The 22648-nt window shown below is 71.2% G+C and carries 23 protein-coding genes and 1 pseudogene; 12 read left to right on the top strand and 12 right to left on the bottom strand.

What is annotated here, in order from left to right:
* Positions 1-26 precede the first annotated feature (26 nt).
* Both Ae331Ps2_RS22250 and Ae331Ps2_RS22255 read right to left on the bottom strand, forming a co-directional pair.
* Entirely contained in the window at positions 27-1145 is a 1119-nt protein-coding gene (locus Ae331Ps2_RS22250) for an FAD-dependent oxidoreductase (RefSeq protein WP_198932164.1), read from the bottom strand.
* Between the two features lie 44 nt (positions 1146-1189).
* Positions 1190-2440 (bottom strand): multidrug effflux MFS transporter, encoded by a 1251-nt coding sequence (locus Ae331Ps2_RS22255; protein ID WP_075306691.1) that lies wholly within the window; start codon positions 2438-2440, stop codon positions 1190-1192.
* Between the two features lie 192 nt (positions 2441-2632).
* Between Ae331Ps2_RS22255 and Ae331Ps2_RS22260 the strand changes: the two genes are divergently transcribed.
* The 6 genes from Ae331Ps2_RS22260 (at position 2633) to Ae331Ps2_RS22285 (ending at position 6676) form a co-directional block, all read left to right on the top strand.
* Complete coding sequence (locus tag Ae331Ps2_RS22260) at positions 2633-3421, top strand: SDR family NAD(P)-dependent oxidoreductase (RefSeq protein ID WP_075306690.1); 789 nt, start codon at positions 2633-2635, stop codon at positions 3419-3421.
* A gap of 55 nt (positions 3422-3476) precedes the next feature.
* A complete protein-coding gene (locus Ae331Ps2_RS22265; protein WP_075306689.1) occupies positions 3477-4232 on the top strand; it encodes an alpha/beta fold hydrolase in 756 nt (251 codons plus the stop codon).
* Between the two features lie 134 nt (positions 4233-4366).
* The gene (locus Ae331Ps2_RS22270; protein WP_075306688.1) at positions 4367-5143 is read left to right on the top strand and encodes a DUF2306 domain-containing protein; all 777 of its coding nucleotides are present in this window, start codon (positions 4367-4369) and stop codon (positions 5141-5143) included.
* A 38-nt stretch (positions 5144-5181) separates the two neighbouring features.
* Positions 5182-5394, top strand: a complete 213-nt coding sequence (locus Ae331Ps2_RS22275) for a hypothetical protein (protein ID WP_139318737.1) — start codon at positions 5182-5184, stop codon at positions 5392-5394.
* A 105-nt stretch (positions 5395-5499) separates the two neighbouring features.
* On the top strand, positions 5500-6096 hold the full coding sequence (locus Ae331Ps2_RS22280; RefSeq protein ID WP_075306686.1) for a TetR/AcrR family transcriptional regulator: 597 nt from the start codon (positions 5500-5502) through the stop codon (positions 6094-6096).
* A 43-nt stretch (positions 6097-6139) separates the two neighbouring features.
* The gene (locus tag Ae331Ps2_RS22285; RefSeq protein ID WP_083695863.1) at positions 6140-6676 is read left to right on the top strand and encodes a DinB family protein; all 537 of its coding nucleotides are present in this window, start codon (positions 6140-6142) and stop codon (positions 6674-6676) included.
* 191 nt (positions 6677-6867) lie between these two features.
* On the opposite strand, the gene Ae331Ps2_RS32695 is transcribed toward Ae331Ps2_RS22285, so the two are convergent.
* Positions 6868-7590 (bottom strand): TetR/AcrR family transcriptional regulator, encoded by a 723-nt coding sequence (locus tag Ae331Ps2_RS32695; protein WP_075306685.1) that lies wholly within the window; start codon positions 7588-7590, stop codon positions 6868-6870.
* Positions 7587-9062 (bottom strand): carboxylesterase/lipase family protein, encoded by a 1476-nt coding sequence (locus tag Ae331Ps2_RS22295; protein WP_075306684.1) that lies wholly within the window; start codon positions 9060-9062, stop codon positions 7587-7589. The genes Ae331Ps2_RS32695 and Ae331Ps2_RS22295 overlap by 4 nt, the downstream gene beginning before the upstream one ends.
* A 169-nt stretch (positions 9063-9231) precedes the next feature.
* Between Ae331Ps2_RS22295 and Ae331Ps2_RS22300 the strand changes: the two genes are divergently transcribed.
* On the top strand, positions 9232-10548 hold the full coding sequence (locus tag Ae331Ps2_RS22300; protein ID WP_075306683.1) for an MFS transporter: 1317 nt from the start codon (positions 9232-9234) through the stop codon (positions 10546-10548).
* 171 nt (positions 10549-10719) lie between these two features.
* Here Ae331Ps2_RS22300 and Ae331Ps2_RS22305 read toward each other — a convergent pair whose 3' ends face one another.
* Together Ae331Ps2_RS22305 and Ae331Ps2_RS34360 are read right to left on the bottom strand one after the other, a co-directional pair.
* Positions 10720-11712, bottom strand: a complete 993-nt coding sequence (locus tag Ae331Ps2_RS22305) for an MFS transporter (protein ID WP_217695646.1) — start codon at positions 11710-11712, stop codon at positions 10720-10722.
* Between the two features lie 91 nt (positions 11713-11803).
* A pseudogene (locus tag Ae331Ps2_RS34360) lies at positions 11804-12139 on the bottom strand (MFS transporter); the annotation flags it as partial.
* 95 nt (positions 12140-12234) lie between these two features.
* Here Ae331Ps2_RS34360 and Ae331Ps2_RS22310 point away from each other — a divergent pair.
* Positions 12235-12918, top strand: a complete 684-nt coding sequence (locus Ae331Ps2_RS22310) for a TetR/AcrR family transcriptional regulator (RefSeq protein ID WP_249265570.1) — start codon at positions 12235-12237, stop codon at positions 12916-12918.
* Between the two features lie 137 nt (positions 12919-13055).
* Here Ae331Ps2_RS22310 and Ae331Ps2_RS22315 read toward each other — a convergent pair whose 3' ends face one another.
* On the bottom strand, positions 13056-13526 hold the full coding sequence (locus Ae331Ps2_RS22315) for a MarR family winged helix-turn-helix transcriptional regulator (RefSeq protein WP_020626152.1): 471 nt from the start codon (positions 13524-13526) through the stop codon (positions 13056-13058).
* Between the two features lie 90 nt (positions 13527-13616).
* Between Ae331Ps2_RS22315 and Ae331Ps2_RS22320 the strand changes: the two genes are divergently transcribed.
* Positions 13617-15062 carry an MFS transporter gene (locus Ae331Ps2_RS22320; protein ID WP_075306682.1) on the top strand — a complete coding sequence of 482 codons (1446 nt, stop codon included), beginning with the start codon at positions 13617-13619 and terminating at the stop codon, positions 15060-15062.
* 109 nt (positions 15063-15171) lie between these two features.
* Positions 15172-15789 (top strand): hypothetical protein, encoded by a 618-nt coding sequence (locus Ae331Ps2_RS22325; protein WP_075306681.1) that lies wholly within the window; start codon positions 15172-15174, stop codon positions 15787-15789.
* A gap of 136 nt (positions 15790-15925) precedes the next feature.
* On the opposite strand, the gene Ae331Ps2_RS22330 is transcribed toward Ae331Ps2_RS22325, so the two are convergent.
* Both Ae331Ps2_RS22330 and Ae331Ps2_RS22335 read right to left on the bottom strand, forming a co-directional pair.
* Positions 15926-17179, bottom strand: a complete 1254-nt coding sequence (locus Ae331Ps2_RS22330; protein ID WP_075306680.1) for a glycosyltransferase — start codon at positions 17177-17179, stop codon at positions 15926-15928.
* A 78-nt stretch (positions 17180-17257) separates the two neighbouring features.
* The gene (locus Ae331Ps2_RS22335) at positions 17258-18106 is read right to left on the bottom strand and encodes a MerR family transcriptional regulator (RefSeq protein WP_075306679.1); all 849 of its coding nucleotides are present in this window, start codon (positions 18104-18106) and stop codon (positions 17258-17260) included.
* A gap of 191 nt (positions 18107-18297) precedes the next feature.
* On the opposite strand from Ae331Ps2_RS22335, the gene Ae331Ps2_RS22340 reads away from it, so the two are divergent.
* On the top strand, positions 18298-18603 hold the full coding sequence (locus Ae331Ps2_RS22340; protein WP_175581803.1) for a hypothetical protein: 306 nt from the start codon (positions 18298-18300) through the stop codon (positions 18601-18603).
* A gap of 49 nt (positions 18604-18652) precedes the next feature.
* On the opposite strand, the gene Ae331Ps2_RS22345 is transcribed toward Ae331Ps2_RS22340, so the two are convergent.
* The 3 genes from Ae331Ps2_RS22345 to Ae331Ps2_RS22355 form a co-directional block, all read right to left on the bottom strand.
* Positions 18653-19234 (bottom strand): TetR/AcrR family transcriptional regulator, encoded by a 582-nt coding sequence (locus tag Ae331Ps2_RS22345; protein WP_075306678.1) that lies wholly within the window; start codon positions 19232-19234, stop codon positions 18653-18655.
* Positions 19218-20033 (bottom strand): mycofactocin-coupled SDR family oxidoreductase, encoded by an 816-nt coding sequence (locus tag Ae331Ps2_RS22350; RefSeq protein WP_075306677.1) that lies wholly within the window; start codon positions 20031-20033, stop codon positions 19218-19220. The genes Ae331Ps2_RS22345 and Ae331Ps2_RS22350 overlap by 17 nt, the downstream gene beginning before the upstream one ends.
* Before the next feature lie 140 nt (positions 20034-20173).
* The gene (locus Ae331Ps2_RS22355; RefSeq protein WP_075306676.1) at positions 20174-21565 is read right to left on the bottom strand and encodes an MmgE/PrpD family protein; all 1392 of its coding nucleotides are present in this window, start codon (positions 21563-21565) and stop codon (positions 20174-20176) included.
* Between the two features lie 111 nt (positions 21566-21676).
* On the opposite strand from Ae331Ps2_RS22355, the gene Ae331Ps2_RS22360 reads away from it, so the two are divergent.
* Entirely contained in the window at positions 21677-22570 is an 894-nt protein-coding gene (locus tag Ae331Ps2_RS22360; RefSeq protein ID WP_075306675.1) for a LysR family transcriptional regulator, read from the top strand.
* Positions 22571-22648 lie beyond the last annotated feature (78 nt).

A 22648-nucleotide genomic window follows, 5' to 3' on the forward strand; every position in this document is an offset into this window, starting at 1 on the left:
GCGGGTGATCCGCCGCCGAAGTCCGCTCACGAGCTCGCCGAGTCGCCCGGATGCGGTGGACGGACACCCCCGTAGACCACACGCCGCAGGAGGAACCGTTCCTGGAACACCTGCGAAGCCCGGGTGTGGTGGAGTGCGCGCCCGGTGGTGGTGAAGACGGTCATCACGGTCCCGATCTCGTGCAGGACGGTTCCCCACCGCCGCGTCCGAGGGGTGTACCGCCGTGTCCTCCGCCCGCGCACGGTGGCGAGGACGTTGTGCACCAGGAGCTGTGCTCCTCTGTTCCGCGCCGTGGTGCGCAGAGGATCGGTGGCGGCGACGTCCCCCACGGCCCAGATCCCGTCGTGACCGGGTGTCCGGAGCTCCGGGTCGACGCGCACGAATCCGGCGTCGTCCAGCATCGACGACGGCAGCCACTCGGTGTTGGGCCGGGCTCCGCCGACCGCGTACAGGACCAGGTCGGCCGGTACCGCTGCCTGTCCGGTGCGGAAGCGGAGCGGGCCCGCGGTGATGCGGTCGGTCTGTCCGGGGGTGAACTCGGCGCGATGCCCGGGATGCAGGCCGACGCCGAGGCGTCGCAATTCTCGTCGGCACTCGTCCCAGACCCGCTCGTGGTGGTGAACGAGGGGCCGCTCGCCCGGGAAGTACAGGTCCACTCGCTTCCCGGGACACGCCTGCGCGATCTGGGCGGCGCTTTCCAGCGCGGTCGGTCCGCCGCCGACGACGGCCAGTGAGGGGGCCGCGATGACGGCAGCGCGGGCGCGGTCGAAGGCGAGGTCGATCTCGGCATCGTCCTGTATCGACGGCGTCCGGCCGAGGCCGTCGCGTACACCGGTGCAGACGACGAGGATGTCGTACCCGTGACGGGCGGTGCTGCCGTCGGCGTGGCGCACCTCGACCTCCCGGGCCCGGGTGTCGAGCGCCACCAGTCGACCGTGGACCGTGCGGACGTCGTCGAGCCGGCGGAACCGGTGGAAGGCGATGCGGTGGTTCTCCTCCCACCGCGTCGGACGGGCGAGCCTGACCCCGAGGTGCCGCCCGCTGAGGTACCCGGGCTTCGGACTGATTCCGACGACGTCGAGGAGACGGCGATGTCGAGCGAGCGCGGCGATGACCTGGATCCCGGTGTCGCCCAGTCCGGCCACGACCACTCGTCGTCGACGCACGGGCGGGCGTGCCTTCCGGTGCGTCACCTCGAGCCCGCACCGGTGGTGGTCCGGGTGGTGGACCGTTCGCGGAGATCCGGCAGTGTCCACGGCCGCACCACCAGGACCAGCGCCAGCCCCGCCAGCGCGACCGACGCGAACATCGCCGTGCCCATCGCCGTCGCGTCGTTGCCGAGCAGGCCGACCACCGGCGAGGTGGCCGCGCCCAGGCCGAACTGCAGGGCTCCGAGCAGGGCCGCCGCGGTCCCGGCGCTGTCGCCGTGTCGGGCCAGTGCCAGCGCCGGGGCGTTGGGCATCGCGAACCCGCCGGCGAGCAGCATCGTCCACACCCCGGCCAGGATCGCGGGCAGGCCGCCGATGCCGGTGATGGTCACGACTAGCAGGACGAGCCCGGCGCCCGCGGCCGCCGCGATGCCACCGCTCAGCACCTGCCGGGGATCGAGACGGCGCAGGAGCACCGGGTTCAGCTGGCTACCGACGACGAGCCAGACCCCTCCGGCGCCGAACAGGAGCCCGAACGTCGTCTGGTCGATGCCGAACTGCTCCTGGAAGACGTAGGGGCCGCCGGAGATGTAGCTGAAGAGCGCGCCCATCGTGAAGCCGGCGACGAGGACCAGGCCGACGAACGTCCGGTCACGCAGGAGCGTGCCGTAGGCGCGCAGGGTCGGGCCCAGCCGCGCGGAGCGTCGGCGGGACGGTGGCAGCGTCTCGGGGAGGCCGTAGGTGACCACCGCCAGCATGACCAGGCCGTACGCCGCGAGGAACAGGAAGACCCCGCGCCACGACACCCAGGTGAGCAGCCCGGCGCCGAGGGTCGGTGCGAGCACCGGCGCCGCGCCCATGACGAGCATCAGCCGCGAGACCATGCCGACCGCCGCGCGTCCGGTGAATAGATCGCGCACGATCGCGAGCCCGACCGCCGTCCCGGCCGACGCTCCCGCGCCCTGCAGGACGCGCAGGACGGCGAGCACCTCGATCGTGGGCGCGACGGTGACCAGCGCGGACGCGACCACGTGCAGTGCCACCCCGGCGAGGAGCAGCGGGCGGCGGCCGTACGCGTCGGACAGCGGGCCGATCAGGAGCTGCCCCAGCGCGAGTCCGGCCAGGGTGCCGGTCAGCGTGAGCTGGACCGTGGCACCGGGCGCGGCCAGGTCCCGGCCGACCGCCGGGAGCGCCGGCAGGTAGGTGTCGATGGTGAGCGGCCCCAGGGCGATCAGCGCTCCCAGGACGAATGCGAGCCGGACCCGGCTCGGTGTGACGACGGCGCCGGCCATCGTTCCCCCTCGTGTGATCGCGCGACGAGCGCGGGTGGTGGGCAGGGTCGTGGAGGCCGTGCGCGACGACCTCCGCGGCGCGGCACCCCGTGACCCCGTGGACGGTACACACATGTCGTAGCTATTGACAGAACTGCGACAGTGTTGTTGTAGTTAAGCCCGTCAGCGACAGCAGTGGGGAGAGAGACGGTCATGGATCTTCAGCTCAGTGGTAAGCGCGTCCTGGTCACCGGTGCGAGCAGGGGGATGGGCCTCGAGATCGTGCGGGCCTTCCTCGCCGAGGGGGCGTCGGTGACGGCGACCGCGCGTCGGACCTCGCCCGAGCTCGAGGCGACCGGTGCCGACTTCGTCGCCGCGGACCTCGCCGATGCGGCGGGCCCGGCACGCATGGTGGCCGCGGTGCTCGACCGGGACCCCCGGCTGGACGTCGTGGTGAACAACGCCGGTGGTGGGGAGATGCCCCCCGAGGGGTTCACCGACATCTTCGACGGGAGCGAGGCGGACTGGGCCCGGACCTTCGCGCTGAACTTCGACGCGGCGCTGCGCGTGACCCGGGCCGCGCTCCCCGCCCTGGAGCGGACCTCGGGTTCGGTGGTCAACATCAGTTCCGACAGTGCGCGGCGGGTCGGGGGTGAGCCCCTGCCCTACCGGGTCGCGAAGGCTGCGCTCAACGCGTTCTCGCGGGGGCTGGCCGAGAAGGCCGCGGCGTCCGGGGTGCGGGTGAACGTGGTGTCGCCCTCGGCCACGCGCACCCCGCTGGTGACCGGGGCCGGCACCTACGCGGCCCATGTCGCCGCCGAGCTGGGGATCGAGCACGAGACCCTGTTGGCAGGGATGCCGAAGCAGAACGGGATGCTCACTGCGGACCTCATCGAGCCCGCCGAGATCGCCCGGGTCGTCCTCGTGCTCGCCTCACCCGTCGTGCCGAGCGTCATCGGCGCCAACTGGGCGGTGGACGCCGGCTCGCTGAAGGCCGTGTGAGAGCCATCGTCACGCGACGCTCCCGGCCCGGGGCCGTGGGGCAGGGCGGCCCGACATGACCACGGTGTTCGTGCACGGTGTGCCCGAGACGTCCGCCATCTGGACACCCGTGCTCGCCGAGCTGGCCGAGCTCGGCCACGACGACGTCGTCCGGCTCAGTCCCCCCGGTTTCGGTGCCGAGGTCCCGTACGGGTTCGAGGCCACCGTCGACGGCTATCGCGGCTGGCTCGCCCGGCAGCTGGCCGGCTTCGACGGCCCGGTCGACCTCGTCGGCCACGACTTCGGCGGTGGACACGCGACCAACGTGGCGATGGAGCATCCGGAGCTGCTGCGCAGCTGGGTCACCGACGTCCTCGGCGTGTTCGAGCCGGACTACGTCTGGCATCCCCAGGCGCAGATCTGGCAGACACCCGGGGACGGCGAGGAGGCCATCGCCCAGCTCGTCGGCGCGCCCGTCGCCGCGCGTGCCGCCGCGCTGGTCGAGCTGGGAATCCCGGAACCCATCGCCGGTGAGGTCGCGGCGGGGCAGGACGAGCGGATGGGCGAGGCGATCCTGTCGCTCTACCGGTCCGCGGTCCAACCCGCCCTCGCCCACCGGGGCAGGAATCTCCCTGCCGCGGCACCGCACGGTCTGGCCGTGATCGCGACCCACGACCACGCGGTCGGCAGCATCGAGCAACGGCGCCGCGCGGCCACCCGGGCCGGAGCACAGACAGCCGTCCTCGACGGGCTGGGGCACTGGTGGATGCTGCAGGACCCGATCCGTGCCGCCCGGGTGCTCCACGAGTTCTGGTCGTCCCTACCGGCGTGAGGCCGGCCCGTCGACGGGCCGGCGCCGCGAGCCGGGCAGGCCCGCCGGCGTCGTACCCCATCGCGCTCCGCCGCGTGTCGCCGCCTCAGCCCCGTCCCGTCGAATCGGGCTCATCGTCACTCGAGAGGTCTGTCATGGTCGCTACCGCCCCCGCTCCCGCCGGCACACCCGGCGATGCGGTCCCCGTCTGTCCGCGACGGCGCCGCTGGTCGTGGATCGTCGTCGTCCTGACCGCGTTGGCCGTGGCCGGCTTCTTCGGAGGCCAGTACGTCGAAGGGCTTGCCGCCGTCGCGGCGCGGACGCCGGACAACGTCAGTGCCGCGTCGCACTTCGGTGCGATGCCCACGCCCATCCGTGTTCTGTTCCTCGTCCATGTCGGCACCGCCTCGCTCGCTCTCGGGATCGGAGCGCTCCAGTTCTCCTCGGCTCTACGCAGACGCAACCCACGGGTCCACCGCGTCGTCGGCCGGGTGTACCTGCTCGCGGTCGGGGCGGCCGCCCTCACGGGGCTGCCCACGTCGCTCTGGAACTCCCTGGGCATCCGAGGGATCATCGGATACGCCCTGCTGGACGTCATGTGGGGTCTGACGGCGTGGCTGGCCTACCGCGCGGCCCGCCGTCGCCGGTTCCGCGAACACCAGGCCTGGGCGATCCGCAACTTCGCCCTGACCTACGCCGCGGTCACGCTGCGCGCCGGACTCCCGGTGCTCATCGCCCTTCAGCTGCCGTTCGATCCCGGGGCCTCGTTCCCGCAGCTGTTCGACAACGCCATGCACACGATCGCGCCGTGGCTGGGGTGGCTGGTCAACCTCGTCGTCGCCGAATGGCTCGTCGCCCGGCGCGGGCTCCCGGGGGTCCGCTGGTCCACGTTCCGGCAGGATCCCGACCCCGCGTCGAGAGCCACGGGGTAACGTTCCGATCTGTATCGGAACGAATCGAGAGGTGTGCGGTGCGCGCAGTAGTGGTGGAGCGCTACGGGAATCCCGCGTCGGTCGCGGTGGTGGAGCGGCTACGTGCTGTGCGGGGCGGCCGTCGCGCCCCACGCGCCGCACTCGCGTGGGCCAAGGCCGCCACCCGGGAGCCGGACCGCGAGCGCAGCCTGCGGCTGGCGGCCCTCGGCCAGCTGGAGTGTGTCCGCGCCACGCTCGGAGTGCCGGGGTAGCGGCAACCCCGTCCCCGAAGTGGGGAGCGATTGTCGCATTTCCGCTGGCTGTGGCACCCTTGTGTTGCAGGTGGAGTGGACGTCCAGAAGCGGAGGTGTGGTGCGGTGACCGGTACCAAGGCGGTCCGTCGAACACGGAGCGACGCCGAACGCAGCACTGCCCGCATCCTGGAGGCCGCGGAGGTCGTGCTCGCCGCGGACGAGACCGCATCCCTGGAGCGCATCGCCGATCACGCACAGCTCTCCCGGGCCACCGTCCACCGGCGTTTCACCTCGCGGGCCGCGTTGCTGGACGCCCTGGCCGAGCAGCTGAGCGAACGCTACCGGCGCGGGCTCGCCGAGGCGCGGGTCGACTCGGCGCCGCCGCTGTTCGCGTTGCGCAGGGTGACCGAGATCGTCTTCGAACTCAAGCTCAGCCACCGTTTCGCCATCCGGCTGACCGCCGCCCTGACCCCGGAGGTGCTGGACGGGCTCGACCGGCTGTTCGTCCGGCTGCGCGAGTCCGGCGCCGTCACCGCGGCCGACCCCGTCTGGTGCCGGCGGGTCTACCTGGCGCTGCTCGACGAGGTGAACGCGTTGTCCGCGGACTCGCCCGGACTCCCGCCGCGCTCCGGACCGGACGAGGACCCGACCCCGGCGAGGATCGACCTTCTCATCCGCACGGTGCTGAGGGCGCTGGGTGGGGACGGGGCGGAACACTAGGCGGCCCCGTACGCGAGGCTAGGCGGTGGGGCAGACTCGTCGGATGAGCGACTCCGCGGCTGACCAGTCCGATGACGACGCCCGGAGCCGGGCCGTCGAAACCGGCGATCAGGCGGCGACGGAGGCTCTCGGTGGCGCTGGTGAGTTGGCGACACTGAGAGAGTTCCTGGGGTACATGCGGGACGGAGTGATCCGGAAGGCGTTGGATGTCCCCGACGGTGCCGGTGGGCGTGCCGGGGTTCCCTCCGGGACGAGTATCGCCTGGATCGTCACCCACCTCGCGGCGTCCGAACGGTTCTGGTTCTGCGGCGTGGCCGTCGACGACTGGGCGGAGGCGTCGACGCCCCCTCCGGGGCGTCCGATCAGCGCCACGGTCGCCGACTACCGGGATGCCATCACCGAGGCCGACACGGTTCTCGACTGCTGGGACGACCTCGACCGTGTGCTGGCGCCGCCACCAGGTGGTGAGCTCAGCGCAACAGCCCGCTGGGTCCTGCAGCACATGATCACCGAGACCGCCCGCCATGCAGGCCACGCTGACATTCTGCGCGAACAGGTCGACGGCTCTGTCGGTCGATAGTTCCTCCAAGGAGTGCATCCCCGGATGACCCTTCTGCGGAGAGACTGCGTATAGCTGCTGCCCCGGGCTCCGCACGATGACGAGGGGTGTTCCGAGGAGTTGACGACGAGCAAGCCGCTCATGTCGCCAGCACATCGCAGCCGCACGTATGTCGCGGTCACGATGTGTCAGCCGACGATGTGAGACGGCGCTCAGCCGCCGCCGGGGCCCCCGGCCGCCGGGTGCGGCCGGTCCGGGGCGTCCAGCGTCACCAACTCCTGCAGCAGCCGCCGGGCGGTCGGGGTGTTGGGCACGACCGCCAGCAGCGAGGTGCTGACGGCGTCGTCGGTCGCCGCGGCCAGTGCCCGCTGGGCCCAGCGGGTGCCGGAGCGCAGGTCCGCCATCGCGTCGGTGGTGCCCCCGCTGCAGATCCAGTCCCCGAGCGCCGAGCGGTGCATGCCGTCGATGAGCGCGGCGATCGCCATCGGCTCGAACGTCCGGCTGCTGCTGGGCAGGTGCAGCCGCAGGTGCCGGCGGCTGTGCACCAGGTACCGCTCGTGCTCGAGGATCTCGCGTTCAGCGAGGCGGGGGACCACCCGGGTGAGCCGGTAGCGGTGCAGCACCAGGTCCGGATCGGACAGGAAGTCGGCGAGGGTGTACTCGGTCGCCTCGATGACGTCGCGGACCGGATCGACGCCCCGGCCCGGTGCGGCGAGGAACACCCGCGCCCGCTCCCGGCGCTCGGCGTGGTCGGCGAACGGGATCTCGTCCTTGCTCTCGAAGTGCCGGAACACGGTCCGCCGGGACACCCCGGCCGCCGCGGCGATCGCGTCCACGGTCACCTGCTCGTAGCCGTGCTCCAGGAACAGGCCGAGTGCGGTCCGCGCGATGTGCGTCGTGGTGTCGACCGGGTCCGGCTGCGAGGCGGCGGTCATCGCCGTCCGTCCCAGGCGGTCCGGCGAGCGGGCTCGACGTCGGTGACGACCCGGTCGGCACCGGCGAACTCCCGCTCGTGTCGGTGCTCCGTCCCGTAGGCGGGCCAGCCGGGATCACCGGTGCGGATGAAGGCGACCCAGGCGGCATGCATCTGCCGGGCGAGCTCACGCGGCCGCTCGTCGCCGAGCAGGCCGTGCCAGTCGGGGTGCTCGAGGGCGTCGAAGACGAACGGGAGCTCCACCGCGTGCGCCGCACCCAGGCGTCCGGCCAGGGCCGGTGAGCGCCAGCCGAACCGGTAGAGGTGGGCGCGCCCGTGCGCCTCGGCGAGGCGCAGCGCGGGGATCCGGTAGACCGCATCGGTGAGCACGGCGCAGAACCGGTCCAGGTCGCTGCCGGTGCGCGGGTAGGCCCGCAGTCCGGCACCGAGCCCGTAGCGACGGGCGATCAGCCGGGTCGCCAGCCGGGTGAGCAGGCCGTTCTCGGCGACACCGCTCAGGAACAGCCGGGCCTCCTCCAGGTTATGGCCGATCAGCAGGTCCACGGGGGCGGTGGCCCCGGCACGGGCGGCGTCGATCGGGCGCCGGGGCAGCACCTCGCCGTCGACGACGGGTTCGAACGGCATCACGTTGGCGACGACCTCGGCCCAGCCGCGGCGGAACGGCCGTCGCACGACCTCGGCGGCGAGCCGGCTCTGGGCGGCGACGACCCGCGCCGGCTCGACCTCGGCGACCGCCTCCCGGGTGGCGGGCACACCGAGCAACGCGGCGAGCCGCACGCCCACCCGGTGCGCGCTGTCCGGGGCGAGCGTGTGGTGCCCGGCCCCGGACTGCAGGATCGCCCGCCCGAACAGCCCGCGCGCGGCGGGCATCGCGAGCAGTGCGCCGATGCTCATCGCCCCGGCGGACTCGCCCATCACCGTGACGTTGTCGGGATCACCGCCGAACAGCGCGATGTGGTCGCGGACCCAGCGCAGTGCGGCGACCTGGTCCAGCAGTCCGAGGTTGGGGGTGCCCTCACCGAACCAGAGGAACCCGTCGGCGCCGAGGCGGTAGTTGATGCCGACGTAGATGATCCCGTCGCGGGAGAAGCTCCCGCCGGTGTACCCGCCGACCGCGTTGGAGCCGGTCACGAAGGCGCCGCCGTGCACGAACACCACCACCGGAGCGCCGCTCGCCCCCTCCGGCGCCCACACGTCCAGGTGGAGGTGGTCGTCCCCGGGATCGACCCGGTTCGGGATCAGCTCGCCCATCCCGCCCTGACCGCCCGCCTGCGGCGCGGTCGGTCCCGGACGCGTCGCGTCCCGGACGCCGGTCCACGACGACGGCGCCTCGGGCGGCCGGAACCGGAGCGGGCCGGTCGGCGACGCGGCGTAGGGCAACGCCCGGTAGACGACGCCGTCGCGGTGCCGCGCCCCCCGCACGGCCCCCTGGGGCAGCTCGACGACGGGTGCGGCCTCGTCCTGCTGCAGCATCGAGCCAGTGTGACACGTCGAGGTTCGTTCGTGGCACCGAGTGTCGCTCGCGCTGTCGGCCGTTCACAGGAAACGAACTCCTTGCCACGACGACGCCCGCCGTCCATGCTGGCACTCGGTGTCGCGTCATCGCCGACGCGGTGACACTGAATGTCAGGGGGATCCAGCCATGTCGACCGGCCTCGCAACGCTGCACACCGTCGCCACCCGAAAGGCCATGTACCGGCTCCTGCCGATCATGGGCCTCGCGTACTTCATGTCCTATGTGAACCGGACGAACGTCGCACTGGCCAAGACCCAGCTCGAGGCCGACGTCGGGATCAGTGCCGCGGCCTACGGGCTCGGCGCCGGGATCTTCTTCCTCAGCTACGCGCTGCTGGAGGTCCCGAGCAACATGGTCCTGCACCGGATCGGTGCCCGGGCCTGGATCACGCGGATCGCGGTGACCTGGGGGATCGTCTCGGCCTCGATGATGTTCGTGCAGGGCGAGCTGTCGTTCTACGTCCTGCGGTTCCTGCTGGGCGCCGCCGAGGCCGGTCTCTACCCGGCACTGATGTACATGGTCACGCTGTGGTTCGCCCCGCAGCACCGGGTGACGGTGGTCGGGTTGATCTACACCGCCCCCGCCCTGGCGATCATCATCGGCTCACCGGTCGGGGGAGCGCTGATGCTGCTCGACGGGGCCGCGGGCCTGTACGGCTGGCAGTGGATGTTCCTGGTCGAGGGGCTGGTGACGGTGCTGATCGGCGCCGTCGTCTGGTTCGCCCTGCCCAGCCGCCCGCAGGACGCCCGCTGGCTCAGCCGGGCCGAGGCGGACGAGCTCAGTGCCCGGGCGGGCTCCGGTGACCGGCCGTCGCCGGCCCGGCTGCGCGGCAACCTCGGGTACGCCTTCGGGCGCCCGGTGATCCTGGTGCTGTCCGGTCTCTACTTCCTCAACCAGCTCATCGGCTCCGCGGTGGGGTTCAACGTGCCGTCGCTGATCCAGGCGCTCGGGGTGGACAGCCCATTGCAGATCGGCCTGATCACCGGCGGTCTCGGGATCGGCGCGCTCGCCGGGGTGCTGTTCTTCCCGTGGCTGCACCGACGCCACGTGCACGACGACACCGGCCTGATCGTGCTGTGCGCGGTGCTGGCGACGGTCACGCTGGGCGCGTACCTGACGGTGACGGACCCGGTGTGGCAGATCGTGATGCTCTACGCGACGAACTTCTTCGTGATCGGCACGCTGCCGTTGTTCTGGTCGGTCGCGATGTCCCGGATGTCCGGACTGATGGCGGCCGTCGGCCTGGCCTTCGTGAACATGATCGGCCTGACCGGTTCCTTCGTCGGGCCGTCGGTGTTCGGAGTGCTCGAGGGGCCGGCTGGCGACTCGGCGGCGTCGTTCGTGTTCGTGCTGGGGGCCTGTGTCGCCGGCATCGCCGTGAGCGTGGTGCTGGCGGTGATGGTGCGACGGGAGCGAGTGGCCGGACCGACGGGCGCCGGGTGAGGTGTGGGCCTGCCTGCCTGCCTGCCTGCCGGACCGAGTGGGAGCACGAGGCTCTGACCACATTGCGAGTCCTGGCCACCTGTCTCGCCCACCACTCGGAAGCGCAACCGGGAGAATGAGTGAGCACGGTCTGAGGACGTCCGCGCTCACGCCGCGGGGTCCTGTAGTGGTCTAAGTGGACCCCTCACCGGCCGGGATGGGCCGGCCAGGAAGCCGTGGGCTGCAGATCAGGATGATCACAATGGCGGCGAAGGTGAACCAGTACAGCGCGTGCAGGCCGGTGAGTGGGTCGTTCGCCCCCGCCGTCGAGACGAGTACTGCGACGGTTGCGATCCCGATCCCGGCGCCCAGCTGGTTGAGGGTGTAGAGCACCGAGCTTCCCTGGGGGACCTGCTGGGGCGGGAGGATCCGGTAGAGCGATCCGATCGTCGGTGCCCCGACGAACCCGAGGCCCACGCCCACGGCGAACGCGGCGACTCCTGCAGCGATCGCGGTACCGATGCCCGGCCCTCCGCCGATCTGGGTGAGCGCCAGTGTGGCCAGCAGCGCGAGCGTGCCACCACCCTGTACCAGGCGCTTCGCGCCGAGTCGATCGCTGAGCCGGCCGGCGATCGGCATGGCCAGCGCGGCCCCGGCGCCCAGCGGCGCGACCAGCAGCCTTGCCGTGGAGGGCGAGAATCCGTGGAGGAGCTGGTAGTACAGCGGCAGCGCGAACAGAACGCTGAACGTCCCGGTCCCGACCAGCCCCTGGACGACGACGCTGGGAGAGAACCCCGTCGTCGCGAACATCCGCAGGTCGATCAGCGGCATCACCCGCCGGGCGTGCACCGCGTGCAGGACGTACCCACCCAGCAGCGCCGCTCCGAGCACGAGGGGAACGAGGACCTGCCAGGCCACGACCGTGTTGGTCTCTCCGATCTGGGTGAAGCCGAGCATCATCCCGGCCAGGCCCGGCACCAACAGGAGGACGCCGACGAGGTCGAGGCGCCCGGCCGAGCCGAGGTCGGCCGGGGCGTCCCGTTGGATCAGTCGCCACGACAGCACGGCGGCGACGGCCCCGATCGGGATGTTGATGAAGAACAGGGCCCGCCAGCCGGCGCTGTCCAGAACCAGACCGCCCAGTACCGGGCCGAGGACCGGACCGAGGGACAGAACGACACCCATCAGACCCATGACGCGCCCGGCGCGGGCGGGTCCGGCAGCGCCGGGCCAGCAGGATCAGCACCAGTGGATCGACGATGCCCGCACCGACACCCTGCAGAATCCGGAAGACCAGCAGGCTGGGGAAGTTCCAGGCCAGCGCACAGGCGAGCGACGCCAGCAGGAACACGGCCAGCCCGACGAACCACATCCGGGGGGCCCCGAATCGACTCACCGCCCATGCGGTGACCGGGATCGTCACGACGAGGGCCAGGAGGTAACCGGTCGAGACCCACCCGACGGTGGCCAGGCCCGTCTGGAACTCACGACCGAGTGTCTCCACGGCGACGGCGATCATCGTGCTGTCGAGGATGGCCATGATGCCGCCCAGCAGGACAGCCACGATCAGCATCCGGAGCTTCGGGTCGAGGGCTGTGTCGGTTCGAGTCATTGCAGCGCACCTCAGAGTAGGTTTATCTGAACCTGCGAGTACAGTAGACCTGTCCAGCCAGGATAGTTGAGTCGCTCGCTGGGTATGGTCGAGGCGTGACCACAGACGAACCGGGCGTCCGGACTGCACGGCCGATGTCAGGCCGGATCGACAAGCGGAACGCGATCCTGGTCTCGGCGTTCTCCGTGTTCGCACGACTCGGGTATGCCAGCGCGTGCGTGAAGGAGATCGCGAGCGAGGCCGGCGTCGCGAAGCCGACCGTCTACAACCACATGAACGACAAGGCCACCCTGTTCCGCGAGTCGGTCGAGGCGGCGGCGGAGCGGATCGGGGCGCCGTCGGTGTCAGCCGTACGGGCGCGGCTGGATTCTTCCGTCGGGGATGTCGAGACGACGCTGCTCGGTGTCGGCGAGGATCTTTCTGCTGCGATGCGCGACTCTGAGCTGTGGGCGTTGCGGCGGCTGGCCTGTGCCGAAAGTTCGCAGTTCCCCGAGCTGCACCATGTCGTCACGGCTGCCACTGAGGCGCCGATCAGGCGTGCGCTGGGTGACAAGATTGCGCGCTGGACGCTGCGCGGTGAGCTACGCGCTCAGGACCCGGATGTCGCCGCCGAGCAGTTCCTTGCGCTGGTCGCAGGCCCACTCGAGTTCGACTTCGCCCAGGGCACTCGGATCCCGGCCGACGACCGATCGTCGGCCGTCGTGCGGGCCGCGGTCACCACGTTCCTTCGCGCCTTCGGCCCGGCTCCCACCGACCGCGAGCCGACAGGGTCCTCCTGACTGCCGTTCATCGTGCGTGGGTGCGGTGGCTCCAGTCATGTGCTGTCCCTCCGGCCGGGGCCCCGACCGCTTGAACCGCGGCGCGCCGGTACGGACCCGGGTGGGTCGGTCTATCGCTCGTCGGCACCCGCCCGCGCCTACTCGGATGGGCGCACGTGGTGGTCGAGGATGCGCTGGAGAGTCCCCACCAGTTGGGTGCGGTGCTCCTCGGGCAGGTCGCCGAGCAGCGAGGTCTGCGCCGCGTCGACGGCCTGGGTGATCTGCCGTAGCCGTGCTCGCCCCGTGCGGGTGAGGGTGATGAGGTTCTGCCGTTTGTCGGCCGGGTCCTGCGTGCGGTCGACGTGGCCGTGGCCGGCGAGCTCGTTGAGGGTGGCGACGACGTCGCTGCGGTCGATGTGGCACCGCCTCCCGATCTCTGCCTGGCTGATCGGTCCGAACTCCTCGACGGCGGCGAGGACCGCGTACTGGTAGCGCGTCGCGCCGATGTCCGTGAGGGCTGCGCCGACAAGCCGGTGGGTCAGGGTCGCGGTCTGGGTGATGAGCCAACTCGGGGTCTGGCGCAATCTGTCCGGCTGCGACCTGCTCCCACCCTCGAAGACCTCCGCCATGCCGTCAACCTATCACGATTGTTGGCGCCACCAACGGTGTGTATTGTTGGCTCAACCAACATTGGTTCAGCCAACGAAAGGTCGACGTGGATGCAGGATCAGGCGATGTCGAGGAGGAGCGCACCGACCGCACGCTGGTGGGCGCTGGGATGGATGTCGGCCACGCAGCTGATGATGGTCGTCGACGGCACGGTCATGAACATCGCTGTGCCCTCGGCCCAGGCCGACCTCGGACTGTCCGATGTGCAGCGTCAGTGGGTCCTCACCGTCTACGTGCTCGCCTTCGGTTCGATGCTGCTCCTCGGCGGGCGCGTCTCGGACGTGATCGGCAGGCGCCGCGCCCTGCTGATCGGACTGGCGGGGTTCACCCTCGCCTCCATCGTGGGTGGCCTTGCGCTCTCGGGTGAGATGTTGATCGCCGCCCGCGCGGTGCAGGGACTGTTCGGTGCCCTCGTCACTCCCTCGGCGCTGGCTCTGCTGTCGCTGACCTTCCCCGACGGACAGGACCGGGTCAGGGCGTTCGGCGTCTTCGGGACGATCATGGGCGCAGGTTCAGGGATCGGTGTGCTCCTCGGTGGCATCCTCACCGATTCGTGGGGGTGGCGGTGGGCGCTGCTCATCAACGTTCCCGTCGCCGTCGTCGCCGGTGTCGGTCTGCTTCTCTCGCTGACTGCCGACGCCCGAGGCGAAGGACGCATCGACGTGGTCGGTGGCGTGCTCAGCATCGCCGGGCTCACAGCGCTCACTCTCGGGCTCACCACCGCCGAGACCGCTGGCTGGCGCTCGCCCTCGACGATCGGGCTACTCGCCGCAGGTGTCATCGTGCTCGCGGGTTTCGTGGTCTGGCAGGCGCGCACGAGGAGCCCGCTCATACCGCTGTCGTTGTTCACCGAACGGCTCCGAAGCGCGGCGTTCGCGGCGATGCTGGCCTGGGGCGTCGCGATCCTGCCCGCGTTCCTGTTCCTCAGCGTGTACCTGCAGCAGGTCGCCGGATTCGGTCCGCTCCTCACCGGGCTGTCGTTCCTTCCGTACACCGCCGCGATCCTCGTCACCGTGCGCCTGGTCCGGCCGGCGCTGGCGGCCGTACCTCCCGCCGTCTTCCTCTCCCTCGGCCTCGCCCTGCTCACCGCAGCGCTGCTCGTGCTGTCGCTCCTCCGCCCCGATGCGCCGTACTGGTCCCACGTCCTCCCCGTGTTCGTGCTCCTCGGGCTCGGCACCGGCTGCGTCCAGCCCGCCGCCAACAGCGCCGCCACCCATCGCGCAGGACCTGTCTCCGGCGTCGCCGGCGCGGTCGCCGGCACCGCGCAACAGGTCGGGTCCTCCATCGGACTGGCTCTGCTCGGCACCATCGCCGCGACCGGTGCGGCCGAGGCACTCACCGCGGCACCGGGCAGTAGTGCAGACACCGCGACCGTCCACGGCTACAGCACCGCGAGCCTCGTCGGCGCGGCCGTAGTGGCGGTCGCTGCGGTAGTCGTTCTCGTCCTCGCTGGTCGTGGGTCGGATTCGGAAAGCCGCGATACAACGAGCTCGTAGCAGATCACGCGTCTCGGCAGACGAGCCGTTGTCGGGTACCAGGGGAGAAACGACCAGAATGCGGCGGCCCGACGGCCCAGGAGCAGACCCCGGTAACCTCCGAACCGTCATGGACGCCGACACCGAACGAGCGGCCTCACGGCCGACCCCCACTCATCGGCTGGCCCGTGTACTGACCGAGGTGTTCGCTCCGTCGGTCGTGGTCACCATGCTCCCGCTCGCCGTCGCCTGGGCCGCCACACGGCAGGTCCTGCCGACCTTGAGCTGGGGACTGCTCGTCGCGCTGACCAGCAGCATCCTTCCCATGGTCGTGATCGTCTGGGGAGCGCGGTCCGGGCGCTGGGACGGCCACCACGTGCGCAACCGCGATGGCCGCCTGATCCCGTTCCTCGTGCTCATCGTGCTCAGTCTGCTCGGCCTCGGTCTCTTGGTCGTGCTGTCCGCTCCGTGGCCCGTGATCGCGCTCGACGTGATCATGGTGGTGATCCTCTTCGTCGCCGGCGCCATCACCACCAGGTGGAAGGTGTCCATGCACGCGGCGGTGTGTGGCGGCGCCGCCGTCGTGCTGGTCGTCACCTACGGCCCTGTCTGGTGGCTGTCGCTGCTGGTGGTTGCTGCTGTGGCCTGGTCACGGGTACGGATCAACGACCACACGGCCGCCCAGGTCGTCGTCGGTTCTGTGCTGGGCGCGGTCGTCGGCGGTGGGCTGTTCGCCCTCATCGTCTGACGGTCATCGAGCCGCCGGTCGTGAGCCACGATGCAGCGGTTTCCACGCCGCAGAAGTAGCGACGGCCCCCGGGGCCCTCCTGTCCCCCGGGGCCGGCGTCATGCCCGTAGGGCGGTTGAGCCAGACCTTGCGGCGGTCACACCAATGACGGCAAGGCTTCCGCTACACGGCCGGCACCGTCCTCTGCTCTCACGATCCGCTGCAGCTCCTCGGCTCGACGCCGGTACCGGCCGTCCCGTGTCGCGGCTGTCAGCGCATCGGCGAGACGGTCTGTGCTGAGGTGACGCAGCGGCACTGCGCCGGGCGAGACCCCGACCTCCACCAGGCGGGATGCCCAGAACGGCTGGTCGGCCAGGACGGGTAGGCCCACGGTGGGGACGCCTGCGCGCAGCCCTGCCGCTGTGGTGCCGGCGCCGCAGTGGTGCACGAGGGCCGCCATGTGCGGGAACAGCCACTCGTGGGGAACCTCGCCGATGGTCAGGATGCGGTCGTCGGCCTCTCCGCCGTCGAGGCCGGCCCATCCCGACTGCACGATGCCCCGCAGTCCTGCGCGGCGCAGGCTTTCGCGGACGACCGAGAGCGCGGCGTCGGGATCGGGAAGGGAGCGGCTCCCGAGTCCGACGTACACCGGGGGATCGCCGTCGTCGATGAAGTCCTGCAGTCGCGGGTCGGGTCGCCACCCGTCAGGTGTGGCGGGCCACCACGTCCCGGTCACCTGTGCAGACGGCGGCCAGTCGCTGAACCGCGGCAGGATGGCGCTGCTGAAGCCGTCGAACGCCGGCCATTCCTGAGCCTGCAGTCGGGACCACAGCGAGGCGGGCCGCACGTGGGGAAGGCCGAGCCGAGAGCGCAGTCTGCGGGAGGTCCGGCCGAACGACTGTGCGCCTGCGGCGAGTGCGACCCGGTCCAGAGCCCGGTTGACGGTGCGTCCCAGGCTCGGCAGGCCGAGCGCGGCGGGCGGTAGGTCTCCGGTCGGGTGGACAGGAGAGGGGAAGGCGCCGGCGGAGGGGACGCCGAGGCCCTCGCAGACGTCGTAGCCGGTGAACAGTGCGACGGTGTTGAGCAGCACGAAGTCGGTGCCGGTCCGGACCGCCGGGATGAAGTCCTCGCTGACCGAGTCGACGTAGTTCTGCAGAACGCGCACCATCCGTGCCTGGCCGAGCGGGCCGGTGCCGCCGGCGTGCCAGCGCCTTCCGCACTCACCGGTGTTCCCCGGCTCCGGGTCGCCGCGGAGCAGGCGGAACTCGAGACCAGCGCCGGTGACCATCGAACGGAACCGCTCGTTCGCAGCGATGGCAACGTGGTGACCGCCTTCTCGGAGACGCTGCCCCAATCCGGTGTACGGGGCTACGTCACCTGTCGAGCCCGGAGCAAGGACCAGAACCCGCATGCGCTCTACGGTACGTAGAAGCCGGCTGTCCGGACACAGCTCGGCCGGACGATGACGATGCCCTGGCCCACCACCCGATCAAGAGCCGTTCGGAGCGTCCTGCTGCCGGGCAAGGAGTCGTGTCGTCAGCTCCATACATCGCTTCCTGGCGGGGGAGAAGTCGTAGGGCATTTTGCTCACTGCGTCGACGACGCTCATCCGGGCGTCCCCGTCGTCCGTCGGACCGTCGTCGTGGCTCTCGAGCAGACGCTTCTCGGCCGCGTCCAGCCCGTCCGCCTCGATGGCCTCCATCAGGGCTTCGTGGTGCGCACAATGCTGGGCAGCGAGCTCCTCGACACGGGGGTCGTGGGGGTCGACGCTGTCGTCGAGGTCGGCGTCGGCGGCGTCGAGACGGTCCTCCTCGGCCCGCAGCTCCGGGTGGGTGGCCAACGCGATGAACCTGCTGGCCTGAACGGCGGCTCCCAACGGGCCGAACATCCGTTCCGTCACCAGCAGTGCGTCCAGGTCGGACGAGCGCAGCGCCCCCGTGGGCAGATGGCTGAGTCGGTCCGTCACGAGCGAGGAGAGCAGCCCCAGCGGGCTGCCCACCGCCTTCAGGCGTTGGACCGCCGCGCGCTGTCGTTTGATGTCGGCCTCCTCCTCGGCCAGCGTGTCCGCCAGTCGCCCCAGGGTCTCCTCGATGTCCTGCGATCCGTCGAAGGCGGACCGCATGGTGTGCAGGCTGATCCCGGCCTCCGCCATCTTGCGGATCCACAGCAGGCGGATCATGTCGTCGTAGCCGTAACGGCGGCGGCCGTCCGCGCCTCTTTCGGGCTCCGGCAGCAGACCGATCTGGTGGTAGTGGCGGATCGCGCGCGGGGTGGTACCGGCGAACGTGGCCGCGCCACCGATCGTGACCCGACGGGGAGACATCACTAGGTGAGGCATGGCAGAGCGAACCCCTTCTCTCGGTGTTGCCCCGAGGACATCACATACCGTTACGGCAGGTGCAAGCTCGTCGTGCGTCCCCGCTGCTCCCGCCCCGGTGCCGGGCGGGACCACCCCAAGCGGTGTCGGGAGCGACGTCACGACGGCGTCGACCCGCCGATCGGCGGAGGTCGGGGGACCGGGGGCTGACGGTGCTGCGGATCGTCCCGGTCCTGCTCGCGCTCATCGGCACGGACCTCAGCGGCCGCGAGCGCTTGCTGGCCGGTCTGCTCGGTCCCCGCGGGACCACCACCATCGTGTTCGGGCTGCTGGCGTTCAACGGCCTCCCCGACGGCGACCCGGCCTACACGATCATCACCGGCATGGTCCTGTGCGTGGTCGGCAGTGTGCTGCTGCACGGGCTCGGGGCGGGTCCGGCGATCGACCGCCTCACCGCGGCCGGGAACGGGCGCCGGCAGGCACACGTCCGACCGCCGGCAGGCACCCCGTCAGGGTGAGGGCCGCTCGCGGGTCGGGCCGAGCATCGGTTCGCCGACGGCGCGGGTGTCAGTCGGGCTCGGGGAGTCCGCGGGTGAGCGCCGTGGCGACCGCTCCCGGTTCCAGCTCCGGCGGTGGCGGGTCGGAGGTCGTCTCGCACAACGACGCGGCGACCACGAGGAGCCGGGCCACGGTCCGGAAGACAGGTGGCGTCTCCCCGGAACGGCCCGCGCTGCGCGTGAGGTAGCGGGCCGTCTGCTCGGTGATCGCGGTCTGGGCCGCATGCGCCGCGCGCCGCATGTCGGGGCGACTCAGCATCTCCCGCAGGACGATGCGCTGCAGGGGGTTCGGTGTGCCGAACTCACGGAGCACCGTGGTCCAGGCGAGCTCGACCGCCGCCGCCAGCGACACCGCGGGTTCGTCGGGCAGCAGATCCCGCAGCTCGCCCGCCGTCCGTTCCTCGACCAACGACCGCAGGAGCTCCTCCTTCGTGCGGAAGTGGTAGAAGATCAGGCCCTGCGGGACCTCGGCCGCCGCGGCCAGCGCTGACGTCGAGGTGCGGTCGAAGCCGCGCTCGGCGAACAGCGTCTCCGCGGCGGCGAGGATCCGCTCGCGTGCCGACGTGCCCTCGCCGTCAGTACTCGGTGACACCGGCGTCGGGGGCGATCTCGTGGGCCGTGATGAACCGGGACTCGTCGGAGGCCAGGAAGAGCACGGCGTCCGCGACGTCCTCCGGCTCGATCTGCTCGACGGGCAGCAGGTTGGTGAACATGCCGCCCAGGCGCGGGTAGGTCTGCATGGCCTCGCCGAGCTGTTCCAACATGCCGCCCGAGCCCATGGGCGTGTTGACCCCGGTGGGGTGGACCGTGTTCACCCGGATGTGGTGCGCGGCCAACTCGGCGGCGAACGCCTTCGCCATACCGCGGATGGCGAACTTGCTGGTGGTGTAGGGCACCATGAAGGGCTGGACCTTCAGCCCGGCCGCCGAGCTGATGATGATGATCGATCCGCCACCGGCCTCGACCAGGTGCGGGGCACCCGCCATCACGGTGTTCCAGACACCGCGGACGTTGATGCTGATCGAGTCGTCGAAGATCGTCGGGGTGACCTTGTCCCAGGCCCTGGGCACGCAGATCGCCGCGTTCGCGATGACGACGTCGAGCCGTCCGAGCTCGGTCACCGCGCCGTCGACGACGGACTTCAGGCCGTCCAGGTCCCGCACGTCCAGCTGCGCCGACACGATGCGCCGGTCCAGCTTCTCGACCTCCCGGACCGTCTCCTCCAGGTCCGCGGGCGTCGGCGAGTCGTAGGCGACGCTGGGCAGCGGACCCGCGATGTCCACGGCGATGATGTCCGCGCCCTCCTGCGCGAGCCGGACGGCATGCGCCCGACCCTGACCGCGCGCCGCGCCGGTGATCAGCGCGACCTTCCTCGCGACCCGTCCTGACATGGCGGACTCCCTTCGTCCGGCGTGCGGCCCACTTGACTGAGTGCTCACTCAGCCTACGCCCGGCGAGCCGTGCCGCACCGGCGGCGGCACGACGGTGACGAGGATCGAGAGTCCTGTAGGTGACGGATCCCGGTTCCGGGCTACCTGCTGCACGCGTCCGCGAACTCGGCGACGGGGCGGTCGTCACCGATCCCGAGGACGGCGTTCTGCACGCGGTCGATCACGGCGTCGTCCGCGACGCGACCGACGTTCTGTCGGAACTTGGCGATCACCGCGTCGGCGTCGAGCGGACGTCGGGAATGGCCGCGGTTGATCTGCTCCCGGTGCGAGACCGTCGTCCCGTCGACGGTCTCGATCGCGACGAACCCCGAGTAGGCCTCCGGAAAGGCGCTGTCGGGGTCGTCGACGACCCGGACCTTGCGGGCGGTCGCCAGGATCTCGGGGTCGGAGAGGGCGTCGTCCTCGAGTTCGGCGAGACCGAACCGGCCACGCACCAGGGCGGCGGCGACGACGAAGGGGAGGCTGAACTTGGCGTCGTAGTCGTCCCGTGGCGCCCACTTCGCCTCCGTCGGCTCGCAGACGACCTTGCGCGGAACGGGGTGGATGGCGCACGTGATCGCGGCGACGTCCTCGGGCAGGAGGGCGTGCTGTCGCCGGAGATCGAGGGCGGCGTCGATGAAGGCGTGGTTGAAGTGGCACACCGGGTAGGGCTTGACCGCGGTCGCCGGGAGCTCCCACTCCGAGCCGAGGCCGTCGGCGACGATGTCGGGCCTGACGTCGGTGCGCTGCTGCAGATGGGTGGCGAACAGCCCGAAGCGGCCTTCGAAGACGGCCGGGGGACCGGTCCAGCCGGCACGCGCGTAGAGGGCCGCGGTGATCCCGCTCGACGCCGCCCAGCCGGGGTGCAGGCGCTTGGTCCACGCGCCGTCCTGCAGGAACTCCATCAGTCCGGCGCTGAACGAGCCGGCGATCCCCTGTGCGTTCGCGAGTTGACCGGCGGTGAGGCCGTAGTTCTTCCCGGCCGCGACGGTCGCCCCGAACGCACCGGCGATCGCGGTGGGGTGGAAGCCGACGTCGTGCAGCTGGCCGTGGGCCGCTGACCCGACCCGGGCCATGATCTCCACACCCAGGACATAGGACAGGAGGAACTCGTTCGTCGTGCACCCGGCGTCGAGTGCCGAGGCGAGGGCGGCGGGCAGCACCGCCGAGGACACGTGGGCGACCGCGCGGCTGTGGGTGTCGTCGAAGTCGAGACCGTGCACCAGGATGCCGTTCAGGGTCGCCGCGTCGCGGAGGCCGAGCCGCTCGGCCCGACCCAGTACCGGCTGCTCACCCGGCCCGAACGATGTCGCCGCCCTGGCGGCGACATCGGCGAACCCGAACCCGCTCGAGGCGAAGGCGATCCCGACCGCGTCGAGGATCAGGAGGCGTGCCCGTTCGAGGACCGGTGGCGGGACGTCGGAGATGTCGGTGCGACGGACGACGTCCGCCACGTCGATCGAGAGCGACTTCGCCGGGCTCTGAACGGTCATGTCAACCGCCTCCTCGTACTGGTGACTGTCGTACCGATCGTGCGTCTCCGGAGCCGCGGTGTGAAATGACGGGCTGTGCACCGCATCATGTCCGTGGGGCATAGTCGCTGTGTGGAGATCCGAGAACTGCACTGGTTCCTCGCACTGGCCGAGAGCGAGAACGTCACCTCGGCGGCGGAGAAGATGAACATCTCCCAGCCCACGTTGTCGCGCGCGCTGGCCCGGCTCGAACGGGGTCTCGGGGTGCGCCTGTTCGACCGGCGACAGAACCGGCTACGGCTGAACCGCTACGGCGAGGTGCTGCGCGCGCACGCCGTGCGCGCGGTGACGGAGATCGCCGCCGCCGAGCGGCGCATCGCCTCCCTGGCCGATCCCGAGGTCGGCGTCGTCGCACTGGGGTTCCTGCACTCCCTGGGGGTGTGGCTGGTTCCCCGGCTCCTCCGCGAGTACCGGGCGACCTCGCCCGCGACGACCTTCGAGCTCCGTGGGCGGGCCGCGGACACCGTGCTCGACGATCTGCGCGACCACCGCATCGACGTGGCGCTGACCGGTCCGCGCCCGGCCGACGGCGACCTGGAGTGGACGCCGCTGTTCGAGGAACGCCTCGTCCTGCTGGTTCCCGCGGGTCATCGGCTCGCCGCGCGCAGGTCGGTGCCGGTGACCGAGCTCGCCACCGAGGACCTGGTCAGCTTCCCCTCGGCCTTCGGGATCCGTCAGACCACCGAACGTCTGTGCACCCGGGCGGGGGTCACGCCGCGTGTGGTGTTCGAGGCCACGGAGCTGAGCACCGTGCAGGCACTGGTCGGCGAGGGAATGGGCGTGGCGATCGTTCCGGAGCGGAGCCGGGCGGCGGACACCCGAGAGGGAACGACGGCGGTCTCGCTCGCCGACGACGGTGCGTACCGGTCGATCGGTCTGCTGTGTCGTGCCGGGGGCGCCACCGCACCGGCCGCGCGACGGTTCGCCGCCCACGTCGCCGGCACCGACTATGCACAGCGCGCATGATTTCACAGCACATGCGTCATTTCCGGAGGGGCCGCCGCGAGGCGCACAGTGGCAGGTGACAAGCACCCGGCAGCGGAG

The sequence above is a fragment of the Pseudonocardia sp. Ae331_Ps2 genome (genome assembly GCF_001932405.1).
Classification (GTDB): domain Bacteria; phylum Actinomycetota; class Actinomycetes; order Mycobacteriales; family Pseudonocardiaceae; genus Pseudonocardia.